At 69.4% G+C, this 18937-nt stretch carries 15 protein-coding genes; 4 read left to right on the top strand and 11 right to left on the bottom strand.

Annotated features, from left to right (window positions below; all coding sequences use genetic code 11):
- Positions 1–10: 10 nt before the first annotated feature.
- The 5 genes from BKK80_RS16940 to BKK80_RS16920 are packed head-to-tail and all read right to left on the bottom strand — an operon-like array spanning position 11 to position 6015.
- Positions 11–1156, bottom strand: coding sequence for a glycosyltransferase family 4 protein (locus BKK80_RS16940; protein WP_071070278.1), 1146 nt, complete (start codon positions 1154–1156; stop codon positions 11–13).
- Positions 1153–2412 (bottom strand): lipopolysaccharide biosynthesis protein, encoded by a 1260-nt coding sequence (locus tag BKK80_RS16935; protein ID WP_071037989.1) that lies wholly within the window; start codon positions 2410–2412, stop codon positions 1153–1155. Before BKK80_RS16935 ends, BKK80_RS16940 begins: the two co-directional genes overlap by 4 nt.
- Positions 2412–3518, bottom strand: a complete 1107-nt coding sequence (locus tag BKK80_RS16930) for a glycosyltransferase (RefSeq protein WP_071037990.1) — start codon at positions 3516–3518, stop codon at positions 2412–2414. The genes BKK80_RS16935 and BKK80_RS16930 overlap by 1 nt, the downstream gene beginning before the upstream one ends.
- 29 nt (positions 3519–3547) lie before the next feature.
- Positions 3548–4873, bottom strand: coding sequence for an exopolysaccharide biosynthesis polyprenyl glycosylphosphotransferase (locus tag BKK80_RS16925; protein WP_071037991.1), 1326 nt, complete (start codon positions 4871–4873; stop codon positions 3548–3550).
- The gene (locus BKK80_RS16920; protein WP_236903691.1) at positions 4870–6015 is read right to left on the bottom strand and encodes a glycosyltransferase family 4 protein; all 1146 of its coding nucleotides are present in this window, start codon (positions 6013–6015) and stop codon (positions 4870–4872) included. Before BKK80_RS16920 ends, BKK80_RS16925 begins: the two co-directional genes overlap by 4 nt.
- Before the next feature lie 352 nt (positions 6016–6367).
- Here BKK80_RS16920 and BKK80_RS16915 point away from each other — a divergent pair, with 352 nt between their 5' ends.
- The 4 genes from BKK80_RS16915 to BKK80_RS16900 are packed head-to-tail and all read left to right on the top strand — an operon-like array spanning position 6368 to position 11111.
- Complete coding sequence (locus BKK80_RS16915) at positions 6368–7753, top strand: phosphomannomutase/phosphoglucomutase (RefSeq protein WP_071070277.1); 1386 nt, start codon at positions 6368–6370, stop codon at positions 7751–7753.
- A gap of 36 nt (positions 7754–7789) precedes the next feature.
- On the top strand, positions 7790–8848 hold the full coding sequence (gene waaC, locus BKK80_RS16910; protein WP_231908059.1) for a lipopolysaccharide heptosyltransferase I: 1059 nt from the start codon (positions 7790–7792) through the stop codon (positions 8846–8848).
- A complete protein-coding gene (gene waaA, locus BKK80_RS16905) occupies positions 8848–10230 on the top strand; it encodes a lipid IV(A) 3-deoxy-D-manno-octulosonic acid transferase (protein WP_071070275.1) in 1383 nt (460 codons plus the stop codon). The genes waaC and waaA overlap by 1 nt, the downstream gene beginning before the upstream one ends.
- A gap of 56 nt (positions 10231–10286) precedes the next feature.
- Positions 10287–11111: an META and DUF4377 domain-containing protein gene (locus BKK80_RS16900; protein ID WP_071014870.1), complete on the top strand. Its 825-nt coding sequence runs from the start codon at positions 10287–10289 to the stop codon at positions 11109–11111.
- 45 nt (positions 11112–11156) lie between these two features.
- Here the strand turns inward: BKK80_RS16900 and BKK80_RS16895 are convergent, their stop codons facing one another.
- The 6 genes from BKK80_RS16895 to BKK80_RS16870 all read right to left on the bottom strand — a co-directional run bounded on the left by BKK80_RS16895 (position 11157) and on the right by BKK80_RS16870 (position 18901).
- Positions 11157–12626 (bottom strand): TolC family outer membrane protein, encoded by a 1470-nt coding sequence (locus BKK80_RS16895; protein WP_071070273.1) that lies wholly within the window; start codon positions 12624–12626, stop codon positions 11157–11159.
- Between the two features lie 82 nt (positions 12627–12708).
- The gene (locus BKK80_RS16890; protein WP_071014868.1) at positions 12709–13032 is read right to left on the bottom strand and encodes a rhodanese-like domain-containing protein; all 324 of its coding nucleotides are present in this window, start codon (positions 13030–13032) and stop codon (positions 12709–12711) included.
- A 13-nt stretch (positions 13033–13045) separates the two neighbouring features.
- Positions 13046–13699, bottom strand: a complete 654-nt coding sequence (locus BKK80_RS16885) for a protein-L-isoaspartate O-methyltransferase family protein (RefSeq protein WP_071014865.1) — start codon at positions 13697–13699, stop codon at positions 13046–13048.
- A gap of 135 nt (positions 13700–13834) precedes the next feature.
- Entirely contained in the window at positions 13835–17020 is a 3186-nt protein-coding gene (locus BKK80_RS16880) for an efflux RND transporter permease subunit (RefSeq protein ID WP_071014862.1), read from the bottom strand.
- Between the two features lie 13 nt (positions 17021–17033).
- Positions 17034–18140 carry an efflux RND transporter periplasmic adaptor subunit gene (locus tag BKK80_RS16875; protein WP_084545601.1) on the bottom strand — a complete coding sequence of 369 codons (1107 nt, stop codon included), beginning with the start codon at positions 18138–18140 and terminating at the stop codon, positions 17034–17036.
- Positions 18137–18901: a TetR/AcrR family transcriptional regulator gene (locus tag BKK80_RS16870; RefSeq protein WP_071014860.1), complete on the bottom strand. Its 765-nt coding sequence runs from the start codon at positions 18899–18901 to the stop codon at positions 18137–18139. The genes BKK80_RS16875 and BKK80_RS16870 overlap by 4 nt, the downstream gene beginning before the upstream one ends.
- Positions 18902–18937 lie beyond the last annotated feature (36 nt).

The raw sequence follows: 18937 nt of genomic DNA, 5'->3' as shown, positions 1-18937 counted from the left end.
ATGCTTCGCCTTATTTATTCTCGTCACAAGGAAACTTCAGGTCCCCGCGCTGCCACCTTTCGTTGCCCGCATCGCAGCGATCAAGCAGTGCTTCCCAGCGTTGGATGATCGGCTCGGGCAGGAAGCCACTGGCCTTCTGCCTGGCTGCCTCGCCCAGTATGGCGGCTTCTCCTGGGTGGCTGATCATGTGTGCGAGTGCGCGGGCAAGCGGGGCTGGCTGCCCAACCGGAACCACGATTGCATCACGTCCCGGCTCAAGCAGCTCGCGAGGCCCTGTCTCACAGTCCGTCGCTACGATTGGCAGGCCGAATGCCATCGCTTCGACCAGTACCAGGCCAAATCCCTCGTAGCGCGAGCTGAGGCAGAAAACCGAGGCCTGGCTGTAAGCCGCCGTTACATCTGCGCAAATGCCGGGTAGCGTGACGCAGGCGCCTAGCCCAAGTTCGTCACGCAGCGCTTCCAATGCAACGCGCTCGTCGCCCTCTCCGACAATCGTCAGCCGCCAGTCCGGTGCCAGCGGTGCAACCTCCGCCCATGCGCGCAACAGGACATCGAAACCCTTCGCTGCAACGAGCCTGCCAACTGCGAGCACGGTCTTGGCTGTCCTGGACGAGGCTTGCTCGGGCATCGAGAAGGGCAAGGGATTCGGGATGCAGGCGATCCTGCTGCGAGGCCGCAGTGCTTGGAGCCAGCGGCGCCGGTCTCGCTCAGTCAGGACCACCACGGCCTCGTAAAATCGCGCGGCTAGGCGGCGCGCCAGCCTGCGAGCCGGCTTGCCGAGGTCTTCGTCAAAGTGGCAATGTTCCCATGCAATATGGCGCACGCCTAAGCCGAGCGCGGCAGGCAGGGCAAAGAATGAGAGCATCGGGTCCACCTCGACAAGCACGGCCGTTTTGTTTTCCCGGAGATGGTGTCGGATGCCTGCCACGGTGGTGGCATAAGCGCGCTTGAAGGAGGGGCGGTGTGCGAATAGCGCTTGGTGATTGACCGCCGGGTGCAGCGGGAAGCAGCTCGCCGAGTCCCACAGGCTGAGGATCGTGACGGCATACCCCTGCGATGCGAGTGCATTGGCCATCGTGGCGGTCATTCGTTCTGCACCGGCCACCGCATTCAACGTTCCGGTAAGGAAGCACAACCGGAGCGGAGTTGGTGTCATGCCCGGGCCTCCTGCGCAGCGGGCTTTGCCGTCGCGCAGCGCAGCCAGGTGGCAATGCCGAACAGCACCGAGAGCAGGTTGGCGACGGCGAAGCCCAGGATGGCGCCGTACACGCCGAAGCGCGGAATGGCTACCATGTCAATGCCGATCGTGATGGCAAACACCATACCCCATTTGATTGCAACCAGTCGTGGGCGCCGCAGGTATATAGGCAGGAGGGTGAGTCCGACATCGGCGAAGACAAGCGTGGAGGCCAGCGCGGCGAGCTGCAGCAGGCCCGTCGCGGAGGCGAAGGCAGAGCCGTAGAGCAGATGGATGATCCAGCGTGCGCTCAGCGCGATCAGCGTGCCGCCGGCGATGCCGACGGCCATCATGGCGGCGGTAATCTTGAGGATGTTGCGTCGCGCCTGGGGCAGTGTGGGTTGCGCATAGACGTAGATGGGCGCAATGCCGGCTGCGAGAATGGTGGCAACCATGACAAAGTTGTCGAGGATCTGCATCGATGCAGCATACGCCCCCAGTTCTCCGAGGGGGACGAGCGGCTTGAGCAGCAACTGGTCGACCCGGCGCGAGCCCATCATGAGCATGAAGCTGGCCCAGAACAGCAGCCCGCTGCTGATCAGCTCCTTGGCCAGCGCCGGCTCGTACACGACGCGGGCACGTGGAGCACGTGCCAAGTAGAAGCTGGTCAACAAGACAGCCATGACGACCGGCTCGAGCGAGAAGGCTATCGCATAGGCAGGCACGCTATGGATGCCCGCGGCAAACAGCAATGCAACTCCGGCCGCCTTTACTGTCAACGAGGCCAGGTTGAACAGCGTGTTGGGTCGAGTCCGGGTGTGGGCCTGCATCCATGCCGTGACGATGCCGAATGGCTCGCGCAGCACTACGGCCACGCCGATGATCAGGGCCGGAATCCAGAATTCAACGGTCTGCCCGGTGACGACAAGGAAGGCACACATCAGCAGGTAGCCGAGCACACCTGCCGTCAATCTGAGCCCGAATGCATGGGCTAGCAGACGATGCTGCACAAGCAGATCCTGATTGGCGACAAGGCGTGGAATCACGACTTCACCACCGCAGATCAATGCAATCGAAGAGGCGATGTACACCACGGCCTGCGCATACTGGATATGCGCGAAGCCCTCCGGCCCCAACCCACGCGCGAGCATGGCTACGATGCCAATGCCGGCACCGACCTGCAGGCCTCGCTCGACCAGCATCCACAGCAGGTTGTGTGCGACCTTGCGTTGCATCAGTCGGGCTCCGTGCGTGCCAGATGCTCATAGCAAGCCAGCCATTCGGTGGCGACTGCTTCAAGGCTGAAGTGCGACAGCACGCGCTGACGGCGACTGGTCTGCTCTTGGGCGCTGCCAAGCCCGGCGGCGAGAGCTCGGTGCATCGCCGCAGCCAGGGCAGGAACATCGCCTCTGGGCACGATTTCGCCGCATTCACCGAGCAGCTCCGCCACGCCTGCGGCATCGGTGGAGACCACGGGGCGCCCACAGGACAGCGCCTCGCCCACGACCAGCGGCATGCCCTCGATTTCGGAAGACAGAACGAACAGGTCGGCTGCATTGAGCAGGGCCGGCACATCGTGGCGCACACCCGCGAGCGTGACGAGGCCATCCAGCCGGTGCTGGCAGATGCGTTGTTCGAGGGCAGGGCGCTCGGGGCCTTCGCCGACGATCATCAGTCGGGCGTGTGTCCCTGGCTCGCTCAGCAAGCGCGCAAAGGCATCGATCAATACAGTTTGCGCCTTTTCCCGGGCGAGACGGCCGACATTGAGTAGCAGCCGCGTGTCGCCGCTCAGGCCCAGTGCCGCCCTGGCGTCGCTGCGTGCGGCGGGATCCGGGCGAAACAGCGAAGTATCGATGCCATTCGGCATGACGGCAATGCGTGCGGCGGGAACCGCGCCAGCAGAAACCATGGCGAGTCTTCCCTGCGGGCTGACGTGGGTGGTCAGGTTGGCCCAGCGATCCGTCACGCGGTAAGCGAGCATGCGAAGACGGCCGCCTTCCCGGGCGCTATGTGCCGTGCAGATGACCGGTGGTGTATTCCCGGTCGCCGCAAGTGCGCGGGCGAGAAGGTTGGCGTGGACCATATGGGCGTGAATGATTTCCGGCCGCCACTTTCGCACAAATGCGTGTAGTTGCCACAGTGCCTTCGCCATCGACATGGGTGTCTTGCTCATCTGCAACTGCAGCAGAGTGGCCGCATCCGGCAGTCTGACGCCTTGGCCGGGGGTCAGACTGACGACCGCAACAGCGTGCCCCATGGCGATGAACTGCCGCGCGAGCGCCGCGACCTGCTGCTCGGCGCCCCCGAGCTTGAGGCCGGTGGTCAGTAACAGGATCCGCATTGGTCCGCCGGCGGGGGCAGCCGCTACCATCACCGCGCCCCATACCCAGTCATCATCGTCCGCAACGTCTTCACCGCAATCAGCAGGTCGAGCGCAAACGAGCAATGCTTGACGTAGTAGAGGTCGTAGCTGAGCTTGGTGACGGTCTCTTCCATGCTGCCCACATACCCCTGCTCGACCTGCGCCCATCCCGACAGCCCAGGCCGCACCAGGTGCCGGTACGGATAGTAAGGAATGGTGTCCGAGAACTGCTCTACCATGGGAATCTGCTCCGGCCGCGGGCCGATCAGGCTCATGTGCCCACACAGCACGTTCCACAGCTGCGGGATCTCGTCGAGCCGGTACTTGCGGATGATGCGACCGACGCGCGTCACGCGGGGATCCTGGCGCGCGGCGAAGCGGGCCGGCGCGCCGGCGTCGAAACTCATGCTGCGGAACTTGAGGATGGTGAAGGGTTTGCCGTAGAGGCCGGCGCGTACCTGGCGGAACAGTACCGGGCCGGGCGAGTCGAGCCGGACCGCCAGCGCCGTGCCCAGGGCCAGCGGCAGGGCCAGCGGCGCCAGGCAGGCCACGGCGGCGAGGTCGAGCGCGCGCTTGGCATAGCCGTACAGGTAGTGGCTGGCGTAGTCGTCGAGGAAGTTGTCGTCGATATGGCTGAGGCCGACGCGGCCGGTCAGCATCTCGCCGATCTTTTCCACCGAATACATGCGCACGTGGCTGAGCTTGAGCTTGGCCAGCATGCGGGTGCGCTCCGGATCGGCCGCGGCATTGCGGTCGAGCATCAGGCCGTCGCAGCTGGCGGCGGCTTCCAGCGTGGCGATCGGCTCGAAGCGGGCCAGCCCCGTCGGCATGGCGCCGTCCGGTCCCGCGACCTGCAGGATCTCCTCCAACTGCCGCAGGGCATTGGGGTCGGTATAGCCGAACACCGGGACGTAATTGCTGACGTAGCGGCGGTAACCGCTCCAGGTCCAGACCAGCGTGGTCAGGAAGCCCAGCAGCAGGGCGCCGCGCGAGTATTCGATGTGGAAGGCGGCGAAGACGAACAGCAGTGCGGCGAACGGCAGCGTGACGGCGACGCCGATCAGGCTGTTGCCTTCCATGGCCGGCAGGTGCAGGGCGCGCTGCAGCAGGGCGAAGGCGCACAGGTAGGGTGCGATCGACCAGATCAGGGTGCGGGTGAAGACATAGGTGACCAGGCCGGCGTGATGTGCGGCCTCCGCCACGAAGGCGTTGACGGCGTAGAGCAGCAGGCCGATCAGGGCCCAGCTGAGCATGTGGCTGACGCGTCGCACGGTCTCGGAGCGCGTGGCTGCCGGCCGGTGGTCCTTGCGGGGGAGCGGGGGGCTTTCGTTCATCGTGTGGAACCTGCGCGGCGCAGGGCCGCAGCCCCGCTGCCGACGGCTTGCTGATAGACGGCCCAGGTCGCGTCGGCCATCGCGTCGAGTCCGAAGTGGCTGCGCCAGCGCGCCTGGCCCGTCTGTCCCAGGCGCATGCGCTCGGCGTCGTCGGCCAGGCGCCGCAGCGCCTGGGCCAGCGCTTCCTCGTCGTCCGCCGGCACCAGCAGGCCGCACCGGCCGCCGTCGAGCTGCTCGCGGATGCCAGGCAGGTCGGTGGCGACCACCGGCAGCCCGGCGCGCATCGCTTCCAGCACGGACAGCGGGAAGCCTTCATGGTCGGAGGCCAGTACGAAGGCCTGGGCGCTCGCCAGCAGCGCGGGGACGTCCTGTTCCGCGCCGGGCAGGCGGATCCGTGCCGGGGCGAGGCCGGCGGCCAGGGTACGCATGGCTTCGAGCTGCGGCCCTTCGCCGGCGATGACGAGCTCGCAGTCGGGCAGGGCAGCCCGCGCGAAGGCGCGCATGGCCAGGTCGGGGCGTTTGGGTGCGGCGAAGCGCGCCACCATGACGATGCGGCGCAGCGGTCGGGAGGTATCCGCCTGCAGGGCCGTGTCGCCGATGCCGTTGCGGATCACGCTGACCTTGTCCTGCGCGACGTGCAGGCCGCGCGACAGCTCGCGTTCGGCCTCCGCCACGCAGATCATGCGGGTGGTGAGCGGTGCCAGCACGCATTCGCTGGCGCGCGCGGCGAGCCGCTGGCGCATCGGCGCGGCCGGCTTGAAGGCGAAGCCGTGCACGGTGTAGACCACGGGCAGGCCGAGCAGGCGCGCGGCCACGCGTCCGAGCGCGCCGGCCTTCGCGCTGTGCGCGTGGACCAGATCGGGGCGGGCCTCGCGCAGGGCGCGCAGGAGCTGGCGCAGGGCGGCGGCCGCGCGCAGCGGCGACAGGGCGTTGTCGAGCAAGGGCAGGCGTATCACGGTGGCGCCCGCTGCGCGTGCGCGCTCCAGCAGCGGGCCGTCGCCGCCGGCCAGCAGCGTGGCGGCGACGCGGCCGCGCAGCGCGCGCAGGAGGTCGAGGACGTGGGCCTGCGCGCCTCCGATCTCCGACTGGGTGATCAGGAAGGCGACGCGAAGCCGGCGGTCAGGCGGGTTGGTGGACGGCAATGCCAGTGTCTCTGACGTGATCGACGTGATCGGATAGGCGTTCGTGTGTCGGGCCGGCGCCTCATCCGCCGGCACTGCGACATGCGCGCCGGGTTGCTCCGGGGCGCGCCGGATCGCTCCGGGGCGCCGGGGGCGGCGCATCGGGCTGTCCCGGGGTGCGGGGTCGGGCCCCTGGCGGCACAGGCGCTAGGCTGGGAGGCATGTCAACCCAACCAGGCGGGCGATGCGGGCAAGCGATTATAAACTGGCGCGCCCGTCGCATTCCGGCAAAATATCACCTTTGGCGTCCGCCCTGCCATGGCAGCGGGCCGGACGCCGCGATCACGCATACCCAGGACAGGAAGGACGAACCATGCAACTCGATCCCACCATCTTCAAAGCCTATGACATCCGCGGCATCGTCGGCAAGACGCTGACCCGCGAGGTGGCCCGCGCCGTCGGCCTCGCCTTCGGTTCCACCGCCGTCGAGAAGGGCGAGCGGGCCGTGGTGGTCGGCCGCGACGGCCGCCTGTCCGGCCCTGACCTGCTCGGCGGCCTGGTCGAGGGCCTGCGCGCGGCGGGTCTCGATGTCATCGACCTGGGCATGGTCGCCACGCCAATGGTCTACTTCGGTACCTATGTCGAGCTCGATGGCCAGCGCGCCACGTCCGGCATCATGGTCACCGGCAGCCACAACCCGCCCGACTACAACGGCCTGAAGATGGTGCTGGCCGGCGAGGCCATCTACGGCGACGCCATCCAGGGCCTGCGCCAGCGCATCGAGGCCGGCACCTTCACCAGCGGCGCCGGCGGTTACCGGCAGATCGACATCCGCCGTCAGTACATCGACCGCATCCTGGCCGACGTCAAGCTGGCGCGGCCGATGAAGATCGCGCTGGACGCCGGCAACGGCGTGGCCGGCGCCTTCGTCGGCGAGCTTTTCCGCGGCCTCGGCTGCGAGGTGACCGAGCTGTTCTGCGAGGTCGACGGCAGCTTCCCCAACCACCACCCGGACCCGGCCCACGTCGAGAACCTGCAGGACCTGATGCGCAGCCTGCGCGAGACCGACTGCGAGCTGGGCCTGGCCTTCGACGGCGACGGCGACCGCCTCGGCGTGGTGACCAAGGACGGCCAGGTCATCTTCCCCGACCGCCAGCTGATGCTGTTCGCCGAGGAGATCCTGGCGCGCAACCCGGGCCAGCAGGTGATCTACGACGTCAAGTGCACCGGCAAGCTGGCGCCCTGGATCCGCCAGCACGGCGGCGAGCCGCTGATGTGGAAGACCGGCCATTCGCTGATCAAGGCCAAGCTGCGCGAGACCGGTGCGCCGATCGCCGGCGAGATGAGCGGCCACGTCTTCTTCAAGGACCGCTGGTACGGCTTCGACGACGGCCTCTACACCGGCGCGCGCCTGCTGGAGATCCTGTCGCGCCATGCCGACCCCAGCGCGGTGCTCAATGCGCTGCCGAATTCCAACAGCACGCCGGAGCTGCAGCTCAAGTGCGCCGAGGGCGAACCCTTCGCGCTGCTCGACAAGATCCGCGCCAACGCGACGTTCGAAGGCGCACGCGAGGTCAACAAGATCGACGGCGTGCGCGTCGAGTACGCCGACGGCTTCGGCCTGGCGCGCCCGTCCAACACCACGCCGGTGGTGGTGATGCGTTTCGAAGCCGATAACGATGCCGCGCTGGCGCGCATCCAGGCCCAGTTCAAGCGCGCGATCCTGGCCGAGAAGCCGGACGCGCAACTGCCCTTCTGAGATTCTGAGCGGATGCGAGTGAATTCCCGGCCCGATATGGGCCACTTGCCGGTGCCCGCGGCCGACGCCGTGGGCGGTTTCCCCTTGCCGGCGCGGCCGCGCATCCTGATCGTCAAGGTCTCGTCGCTGGGCGACGTGGTGCACAACATGCCGCTGGTCCACGACCTGCGCGCGCGCTGGCCCGATTGCGAGATCGACTGGGTGGTGGAGGAAGGCTACGTCGACCTGGTGCGCCTGCTGCCCGAAGTGCGCCGCGTGATTCCCTTCGCGCTGCGCCGCTGGCGCAAGCGCTTCTACCAGGGCGGTACCTGGCGCGAGGTGGCGGCGCTGCGCGCGGCCCTGCGCGAGTCGGCCTACGACGCGGTGATCGAAAGCCAGGGCCTGCTGAAGACCGCCGTGGTGGCGCGCGCCGCGCGGCGCCGGCCCGGCGCGCCGGTGATCGGGCTGGCCAATGCCACCCAGGGCTCGGGCTACGAGCCGGCGGCCAGGCTGTTCTACACGCTCGACGTGCGCGTGCCGCGCCAGACCCACTCGGTGCGCCGCTCGCGCCTGCTCGGCGCCGCGCTGACCGGCATGGCGCCGCCCGAGCCGCCCCGCTTCTTCGGGCCGCAGGCACGCAGCCTGCACGTCGACGATCCACACTGGGCCGGCCTGCCGGCGCGCTATGCGGTCTGCTTCCACGCGACCGCAGGCGCCAGGAAGCGCTGGCCGCTGGCGAGCTGGCACGCGCTGGGGCAGCGCCTGCGCGCCGAAGGGCTGGCGGTGCTGCTGCCGTGGGGCAATGAGGCTGAGCGCCGGGTGGCCGAGGAGATCGCCGCCGGCGTGCCGCAGGCGCAGGTGCTGCCGCGCTTCTCGGTGATGCAGGGCTTCGGCCTGATCAACCGCGCCGAGGTGGTGGTGGGCGTGGATACCGGCCTGGTCCACATCGCCGCGGCGCTGTGCCGGCCCACGGTGGAGATCTACACCGCCACCTGGCGCTGGAAGACCGAGGGCTACTGGTCGGATGCCGTCGCCAACGTCGGCGACGACGGCGTGGTGCCCACCGTGGACGAGGTCTATGAGGCCGCGCGCCATGTACGCGGGATGACCGCCTGATGCTGCGCCTGCTCTATACCTTGCTGTGGCTGGCGGTGCTGCCGCTGGCGCTGCTGCGCCTGGCCTGGCGCGCACGGCGCGAGCCGGGCTACCTGCAGCACGTGGGCGAGCGGCTGGGCCGCTATCCGCACAGCCCGGGCGCGGGACCCTGGCTCTGGGTGCACGCGGTCTCGGTGGGCGAGACGCGCGCGGCGCAGCCGCTGGTGCAGGCGCTGCTGGAGCGCTACCCTGGCCACCGCCTGCTGCTGACCCATATGACGCCGACCGGCCGCCAGACCGGTGCCCAACTGTTCGGCGGCGAGCCGCGCGTGGCGCAGTGCTACATCCCCTATGACCTGCCCTGGCTGGTGCGCCGCTTCCTGCGGCATTTCGAGCCGGAGGCCGGCATGCTGATGGAGACCGAAGTGTGGCCCAACCTGGTGCGCGGCGCGCGCCGCGCGGGCGTGCCGCTGTTCCTGGTCAATGCGCGGCTGTCGCCGCGCAGCTTCCGCCGCACGGCGCGCTTCGGCCGCGCGGCGGCGGCCATGTATGCCGACTTCCGCGGGGTGCTGGCCCAGACCGAAGGCGATGCCGGCCGCTTCCGCGCGCTCGGCGTGGCTGGCGTGCAGGTGACCGGCAACCTGAAGTTCGACATGCAGGCAGCCCCCGAGCTGGTCGAGCGCGGCCACCGCCTGCGCCATGCCTTCGGCGCGCGCGCGGTGCTGGCCGCGGCCAGCACGCGCGAGGGCGAGGAAGCGCTGCTGCTCGACGCCTTGGCGCGTTGGGAGCCGCTTGCCGGCGGCGTGCCACGGCCGGCGCTGCTGCTGGTGCCGCGCCATCCGCAGCGCTTCGACGAAGTGGCCGCCCTGGTCGCGCGCGCGGGCCTGTCGCTGCAGCGGCGCAGCGCTCTGACCGTCGATGTGGCCGATGTGGCCGATGTGGCCGATGTGGCCGATGCGGCCGATGCGGCCGATGCGGCCGATCGGCCGGGCGCCGGCGAGGCGGGGGCGCTGCAGGCTGACGTGCTGCTGGGCGATTCGATGGGCGAGATGGCGATGTACTTCGCCGCCTCCGACCTGGCCTTTATCGGCGGCAGCCTGCTGCCGCTGGGCGGGCAGAACCTGATCGAGGCCTGCGCGGTCGGCACGCCGGTGCTGATCGGCCCCCATACCTTCAATTTCGCCCAGGCCACCGAGGACGCGATTGCCGCCGGCGCCTGCGAGCGGGTGGCCGATGCCGAGACGCTGGTGCGCGCCGCCGCCGCGCTGCTGGGCGATGGCGCGCGCCTGGCCGCCATGGGCGAGCACGCGCGTGCCTTCGCGGCCCTGCATCGGGGCGCCACGGTGCGCACGGTGGCCGCGCTGGCGCCAGCGATTGCGCCGTACGTGCCGGAGCCCCATTGAACCCGGCGCCGTGCCGCTGCCTCTAATCCGCTTGTCGTTTTCAAGGAGTCCGAATCATGACGCTGCCCATCCGATTGAGCGCTGCCGGCGCCGTGGTGCTGTTGAGCGGTGTGCTGGGCGCCTGCGCCCCGGCGACGGCGCCGGGCGTGCCCGAGGCACCGCCGGCAGCCGAGGCCGGCCTGAACCAGAGCCGTGCTGAAGGCCCCAGCCGTTGGGAACTGACGCGCTGGCAGCAGGCGGACGGCACACTCAAGCCGATCCCGCACGGCGACAACGGCGAGCCCGTGACCTTCGAGTTCAGCGCCGGCATCGATGCCGCGCAGGGCCTCGTCAGCGGCTACAGCGGCTGCAACCGTTTCCGCGGCAGCTACGGCAAGGTTGCCGCCGGCATCGTCTTCGGCCCCGTGGCCGGCACGCGCATGGCCTGCGAGCCGTCGCGCATGGCGCTGGAGTCCGCCCTGTACCAGGCGATGCAATCGCCGTTCAGCACGGTCGGCGTGCAACCCTCGGCCGGCCCGGCGGGCCGCCAGGTGATCTGGAAGACGGCCGCGGGCGACCTGCTGCAGTTCGTCGAGCGTGCGGGACTGGGCGGACGCGCCGAGCAGCCGGCGGCCCCGGCGGGCGCGGTCGAGAAGACCATCGAGGTCGATGCCCAGCGCGTGGCCTGTACCGGGGTCGCGCCGCAGCAGTGCTATCGCGTCAGGCAGGCGCCCGATGCGCCGTGGACGCTGTGGTATGGCGCCATCGAGGGCTTCGACTTCGAGCCGGGAACCCGTTACCGGCTGCGCGTGCGCGAGACCCGCGTCGCCAACCCGCCGGCCGATGCCTCTTCGATCCGCTGGGAGCTCATCCGCGTGGAGTCGAGTTCGCGCGGGCAATAGCGCGCGGCGGCTCCTCCCGTTCGCCGGCCTTGACGGCCGGCACCCTCAGGTGCGCGGCGTCGCCGTCGCCATGGCCTCGCGCTTGCCGCGCGGCGCGGCCCGGCGCGTGGCCTCGCCCAGCTTGGGGGCGGCCGGCAACTGGTACATCGATCCCGGCGCCGAGGTCAGCAGTGTATTGATCTGCACCACATCGTCTTCCTGCAGGGAGGCCGCAGCGGCCTTCAGGCGCAGGCCGTTCATGATCGTGTCGTAGCGCGCGCGGGCCAGGTCGCGCCGGGTCGAGAAGAGCTGGGCCTCGGCGTTCAGCACGTCGATGTTGATGCGCACGCCGACCTCGTAGCCGAGCTGGTTGGACTCGACCGCGCTCTGCGCCGAGCGTTCGGCGGCTTCGAGCGCCTTCACCTGCGCCAGTCCGTTGGATACGCCCGAATAGCTCTGGCGGGCGGTCTGTGCCGCCGTGCGGCGGGCGTATTCCAGGTCGCTGGCCGCCTTGTCCGCCAGGGCGATCGTTTCGCGCACGCGCGACTGGATCTGGCCGCCGGAGTAGAGCGGAATATTGAGCTGAACGCCGATCTGCGAGCTGTTGTAGCGGCTGGCGACATTGACCTGCTGCGTCGCCGTGCCGGTCTGGTTGGTGAAGCCGTAGCCGGCTACCAGGTCGACCGTGGGCAAGTGGGCCGCACGCGCCTTGTTGGTCTCCCGCTGCGCGCTCTCCAGGTTGTAGCGCGCCAGCCCGACCTGCAGGTTGTCGGCCTCGGCCTGGGCGGTCCAGGCACCCACGTCAGCCGGCTGCGGGCCGGGGATGGCAGCGCCCCCGCGCAGCCCGAGCAGCGCGTCGACCGGCTTGGCGGTGATCTGCTGCAGTGTGGCGCGCTTGATCTCCAGGTCGTTCTGCGCGGCGATCTCGCTGGAGACGGCCAGGTCATAGCGGGCCTGGGCGTCGTTGGCGTCGGTGATGGTGGCCGTGCCGACCTCGAAGTTGCGCTTGGCCTGGGCCAGCTGTTCGGAGATGGCCTTCTTCTGCGCGCCCGCCAGATAGAGGTTGTCCTGCGCGGCCAGCACGTCGAAGTAGGCTTGTGAGGTGCGCAGGATCAGGTCAAGCCGGGCCTGGTTGAAGGTGACCTCGCCGGCCAGCACCGCCAGTTCGCCCTGCTTGTAGGATTCCCAGCGGTCCCAGCGGAACAGCGGCTGGGTCAGCTGCAGCGCCCAGGTATTGGCGTTGAAGAAGCGGTTGGCCGCGATCGGCTGGCTCTGGTCGATGTTGGTGCGCGTGGCGCCCGCCGTGCCGGCGATCTGCGGCAGCAGCCCGGAGCGCGCCTGCGGCAGCTTCTCGCGCGTCGCCTCGAGCTGGGCCCGCGCGCTGGCGAACTGCGCGTCGTTGGCCTGGGCGTCGCGGTAGACCTGCAGCAGGTCCGCGGCGGTGGCGGTGGCCGGCTGCAGCAGTGCCAGCAGGGGCAGCAGCAGGGCCAGGCATGCCTGGGGACTGCCAGGCACGGCGGGTAGCGCGAATGTCATGACATCTCCAGATTTGCCGCCACGCGGCGGCCGGCCGCCGGCGCGCACGCCGGCGGAGGCGGGGGATCGGCCCGGACCTGACTCAGTACTTCGGCATGGCCGGGTCCACCTCGTGGGCCCAGGCATCGACACCGCCGGTCAGGTTGTAGACCTTGGCGAAGCCCTGGCGCTCGAGGAAGCTGGCCACCTGCATGCTGCGCATGCCGTGGTGGCAGATGCAGACGATGTCCGCGTCTTCGTCCAGCTCCGCGGCGCGCGCCGGGATCTGCCCCATCGGGATGTGGGTGATGCCGGGCAGGGCGCAGGTCTGCACCTCCCAGCCTTCGCGCACATCCAGCAGCACCGGCCGCGGCCGGCTGCCGTCGGCCAGCCACTGGGCCAGCTCGCTTGCCTTGATGAACTGCATGGCCGCGCCTGTCTCAGAACTGGAAGCGCGAGGGCTGCTCGGCGCCATCCAGCGGCTGCACGGCGGTCTCGAACAGGTTGGTGACCTGGTATTCGGTCTCGGACACGCGCGTGACCAGGCGGGCCTCCATCACCGGCAGCGTGCCGACGAAGGCGGCGATGCGGCCGCCCACCTTGAGCTGGGCCAGGATGCTCTTGGGCAGCACCGGCAGCGAGCCCGAGATGCAGATGACGTCATAGGGGGCGGCGGCGTCCCAGCCGGCCGCCGCATTGCCCTCGACCACCTCGACGTTGCCGACGCCGGCACGGGCCAGGTTGAGGCGCGCCATGGTCACCAGTTCGGGGCGGATCTCCACCGACAGCACATGGCGAGCGCGCTGGGCCAGCAGGGCCGCCATGTAGCCCGAGCCGGTGCCGATCTCGAGCACGTTCTCGTGCTTGCGCACGGACAGGTCCTGCAGGATGCGGGCCTCGACGCGCGGGGGCAGCATGCGCTGGCCGCCCGGCAGCGGGATTTCCATATCGACGAAGGCCAGGGCCGCGTGCTCGGGCGGCACGAACTGCTCGCGCTTGACCACGGCCAACAGGTCCAGGATTTCCTGGTCCAGCACATCCCACGGGCGGATCTGCTGTTCGATCATATTGAATCGGGCTTTCTCGATATCCATCTTGCCATTCCTTCGATTGCCGACCGCACACGGTTCCGGGCGGTTCCACCTTGTGGTCCGGCCGCGCCGGGGTGGCGTATCCGGACCCTGAATTTTGTCAAACCTCTTATTCTAACTCCGCATGTGTGACACGGTTCATTCCGCCGCCACTTCGCCCGGGCGTGCGGCTGCTGCCGCCCGCTGGCGCGGCTCGCCACGCCAGCGCCTTGCCAGCCACGCGCCGAAGTCGTCCAGGTAGGTGTAGATCACCGGCACCACGACCAGGGTCAGGATCGACGAGGTGATGATGCCGCCGATCACGGTCTGCCCCATCGGGGCGCGCTGCTCGGCGCCCTCGCCCAGGCTGAAGGCCAGCGGCACCATGCCGAAGATCATCGCCAGCGTCGTCATCAGGATCGGCCGCAGGCGCACCCGCGCCGCTTCCACCAGGGCCGCCTCGCGCGTCAGGCCGGGCTGGCCGTCGGCGCCCTGGCGCGCCTGGTTGGCGAAGTCCACCAGCAGGATGGCGTTCTTGGTCACCAGTCCCATCAGCATGATGAAGCCGATGATGGAGAACATGTTCAGCGTCGAGCGGAACAGCAGCAGCGCGGTGAACACCCCGACCAGCGTCAGCGGCAGCGAGCTCATGATGGCCAGCGGCTGGAAGAAGCTGGCGAACTGCGAGGCCAGGATCATGTAGATGAAGATGATGGCCAGCGCCAGCGCCGACACGGCGTAGCCGAACGATTCATTCATCGACTTGGTCGAGCCGCCGAAGCGGTACTTGTAGCCGGCCGGCCAGCCCATGGCATCCAGCGTGCGCTTGACGTCGCGCGCCACCTCGCCGGCCGAGCGCCCGGCCGTGTTGGCGGTCAGTTCCACTTCGCGGTTCAGGTCGCGCCGGCTGATCTGGTTGGCGCCGGTGGTCGGCACCAGTTCGGCCACCTGGCGCAGCGGCACCATCCGGGGCGAGCCGTCGGCATTGGTCTGGCTGCTGGCGATCATCAATGCGTTCAGGTCGGCCAGCCCGGTGCGCGCGTCCTTGGGCAGGCGCACGCGCACGTCGTAGTTCTGGTCGTCCGGCCCGCGCCAGGAGCTGATGGCGTCGCCGGCCAGCAGCGGGCGCAGGGCGTTGCCGACCTGCGCCACGCCGATGCCCAGGTCCGAGGCCAGTTCGCGGCGCACGCGCACCTCGATGGTGGGACGGTCGTCCTTCATGCTGGAGTCGAGGTCGACCAGGCCCGGGATGGCCGCCAGCCGGCGGCTGGCCTCCTGCGACAGCCGCCGCAGCTCTTCGAGGTCGTCGCCCTGGATCGAGATCTGGATCGCCTTCTGGCCGCCGGCGCCGTCCGGCATGCCGACCAGGGTCAGCGTGATGCCGGCGATGCTCGCCAGGCGCTCGCGGATCAGCGGATTGAGCTGGACGGTGGTGCGCGTGCGGGCGCGCCGATCGGTCAGCCGCACTGACACCAGGGCGTTGTTGCGCCCGGAGGCGTTGCCCGAGTTGATGGTGGCATAGGTGTAGTCCACCTCGGGGAACTCGCGCAGCGCCGCCTCGACCTGGCGCACCTTGGCCTCGGTCACCTCCAGTGCGGTGCCGACCGGGGTGGTGAAGCCGATCTGGGTTTCGCCCAGGTCGGCCGCCGGCACGAACTCGGTGCCGATCAGCGGCACCAGCGCGAAGCTGCCGAAGAAGGCGACCACGGCGATGATGGCGGTGGCCAGGCGGTGGCGCAGCGACCAGGCGAGCATGCCGGCGTAACCGTCGCCGAGCCGGTCCATGCGCGCGGAGAACCAGTCGAGCAACCGTCCCACCGTGCGTCCGTACCAGCTGCGCTTGTCCGCGGTGCCGTGCAGGTCGGGGTCGTGCCAGACCGAGGACAGCATCGGGTCCAGCGTGAAGGACACGAACATCGAGATCAGCACCGCCGCCACCACGGTGATGCCGAACTGGTGGAAGAAGCGGCCGATGATGCCGCCCATGAAGCCCACCGGCAGGAACACCGCGACGATGGAGAGCGTGGTGGCGAGCACCGCCAGGCCGATCTCGTTGGTGCCGTCGAGCGCCGCGGCGTGGTGGTCCTTGCCCATCAGGTTGTGGCGCACGATGTTCTCGCGCACCACGATGGCGTCGTCGATCAGCAGGCCCACGCACAGCGACAGCGCCATCAGCGTGATCACGTTCAGCGTGAAGCCGCACATGTACATCACGCCGAAGGTGCCGACCAGCGCGATCGGCAGTGTCAGGCCGGTGATCACCGTGCTGCGCCAGGAGCCGAGGAAGAGAAAGACGATGGCCACCGTCAGCAGCGCGCCTTCCAGCAGCGTGGAGCGGACCTCCTTGACGCTGCTGCGGATGCCGCGCGCGGTATCGTTGACGACGGTCAGGCGCACGTCGGCCGGCACCAGCTTGCGTGTCTCCTCGGTCATGCGCACCAGGCCGTCGACCGTGTCGACGGTGTTCTGCCCCTGGGCCTTGACCACCGAGAGGAAGAGGGCACGCTTGCCATCCAGCAGGGCCAGGCTTTCACGTTCCTCCTCGCCGTCGCGCACCTCGGCCACCTGCCCCAGCGTGACCGGGTGGCCGGCGCGGCGCGCGACGATGATGTGGCGGAAGGCTTCCGGCGAAAGCACCCGGCCCTTGATCTGCACCACCGATTCCGTGGACGAGGAACGCAGTTCGCCGGCCGGCAGTTCCTGGTTCTCGTTGCGGATGGCGTTCATCACCTGGTCCACGCCGATGCCCAGCGCTTCGAGCTGGGCCGGGCGGATGCGGATCTCCACCTCGCGCTTGGTGCCGCCGACGAGATTGATGGCACCGACGCCGCGCACGGTTTCCAGCCGCTTGCGCACGATCTGGTCGGCGATGGTGGTCAGCTCGCGCTGGCTGCGCGTGGCGCCGGGCGCGTTGGAGACCGACAGGTAGAAGATGGGCGCGTCCGACGGGTCGTAGCGCAGCACGCGCGGCTCCTTGACCTCGTCGCGCAGCTGGGGCCGGATCAGGGCGATCTTGTCGCGCACGTCCTGCGCGGCCTGGCCCACGTCGACGCTCAGGTCGAACTTGATCACCACCACCGAGGTGCCCTGGTAGGAGTGCGAGAAAATCTCGTCGATGCCGGAAATGGTGTTGACGATCTCTTCGACCTTGCGGGTCACGTCCGACTCGACCGATTCCGGCGCGGCGCCGGGGTATTCGGTCTGCACCACCACGATGGGGAAGGTGATGTCGGGGAACTGGTCCACCGGCAGGCGCTGATAGGAGAACAGGCCGACCACGATGAAGGCCATCATCATCATGGTGGCCAGGACCGGATTGCGAATCGACAGGCGCGTGAACCACATGGCGGCGGCGTCCTCAGTCCTGTACCAGCTTGACGCGGCTGCCGGCCCGCAGCGTGCCCAGGTTGTTGCGCACGATGCGCTCGCCCGGGTTGAGGCCGCCGGTGATCTCGACCAGGCCGCCGTCTTCGTCGCGCACGCCGGTCTGCACCGCGCGCTCGGCCAGCAGGCCGTTCTCGATCACGTAGACGAAGGCGCGCTGGCCCTCGCTGCGCACCGCGCCGGCCGGCACCGCCAGCACATCGGTGCGGTTGCCCAGCACCAGCGCGCCGCGCGCGAACATGCCCGAGCGCAGCGCGGTTCCGGCATTGTCCACGCGCACATAGACCATCACGCTGCGGGTGCCGGTGGTCACGGCCGGGTTGATGCGCGCCAGCCGTCCTTCGTGGCGGCCGTGTCCCTCGATCTCGAGCAGCACGCGCTGGCCGATGGCGGCGCGTGCCACGTCGGCCATCGGGATCGGGGCCTCCAGCTCCAGCACGCGCAGGTCGACCACGTCGATCAGCCGGGTGTCGGGCGAGACCTTCTCGCCAGGCTGCACCGCGCGCGCGGAGACGGTGCCGTCGAGCGGAGACCTGACCATGGTGTCGGCCAGCGATTTCTGTGTCAGCGCCAGCCCGGCCTGGGCCGCATCAAGGTTGGCGCGCGCCACGTCGAGGCTGGACTGGAAGTTATCGAAGGCAGTCTGCGAGATGAAACCCTTGTCGACCAGGGTGCGGTTGCGCTCGTAGGTCTGGCGGGCATTCTCGTACTGCCCGCGCGCGGCCAGCATCTGGCCGCGCGCCTGCGCGGCCTTGGCCTCGAACTCGGTGGGATCGATGCGGGCGATGACCTGCCCGGCACGCACGGCTTCGCCCTCGCGCACCAGTACCTGCAGGACCTCGCCAGCCACCTTGGCCTTGACCGACGACTGGTTCAGCGCGCGCAGGCTGCCCGACAGCGGCAGGGCCACCTGCAGGTCGCGCCGGGCGGCGTCGATCAGGTCGGTCTGCAGGAATTCCACGGTCGCCGGCGCCGCGGGTGCCGGCGCCTTGGCGCCCCGGCTCTTGCGCACCGCTGCGCCGGCGCCCAGTGCCAGCGCCAGCGCGAGGACTGCCAGGGCGACTACCTTGCCACGTCTCACGTCTCGTCTCCTTGCCGGCCGTCCGGCAGCGGGGCGGGGCCGGCAGCAGGCCGGAACTGCTCCCAGAAATAGGGGCCGGACTGGGGCGGCAGCGGCGTGTCGCGCGCGGCGCCCGTGGTCAGGCCGAACAGCAGTACTTCGAGCAGGTTGTCCAGGTAGGCTTCCGGATCGATCTCGATCGCGGAGCCGGCGCCCAGGCCGTGCTGCCACAGCATCAGGAACACCAGCGGCGCGCAGATCAGCGAGGTGGCCGGGTTAGGCGGCAGCGCCCGCAGTTCCCCGCGTGCCACGCCGCGCGCCAGCACGCGGGCGAATAATTCGTCACCGGGCACCGTGACCTCACGATGGTAGAAGGCGGCGATGTCAGGGAAATTGCCCGCCTCGGCCAGGATCAGCTTGGTCAGCCCGGCCACCGGCGTGGCCCCGATCAGGCCCCACCACCCGCGCAGCAGCTCGCGCAGCAGCTCAGGGGTGGAGCCCTGGTAGCCCTCCACCAGGTCCACGCCCTTGGCCAGCGCGGGCACCAGGCTTTCGCGCACCACCGTCTTGAACAACTCCTCCTTGTTGGCGAAGTAGAGATAGACCGTACCCTTGGAGACCCCGGCTGCCGCGGCGACGTCTTCCAGGCGCGTGGCCGCATAGCCGCGTTCGACGAACAGTGCCAGGGCTGCCGCCACCAGTTCCTGCGGGCGGGCGGCCTTGCGCCGGCTCCAGCGCTTGGCCGGGGCGCCTGGCTTGTCTTTGCTGGGAGTCGAGTTCACGAGGGGCGCGCGGCGCCGGGCGGAGCGCGTTGTTTT

The organism is Cupriavidus malaysiensis (assembly GCF_001854325.1).
Taxonomy (GTDB): domain Bacteria; phylum Pseudomonadota; class Gammaproteobacteria; order Burkholderiales; family Burkholderiaceae; genus Cupriavidus; species Cupriavidus malaysiensis.
The sequence above is the reverse complement of the archived record's forward strand: the minus strand, read 5'-3'. Positions and strand labels throughout refer to the sequence as shown.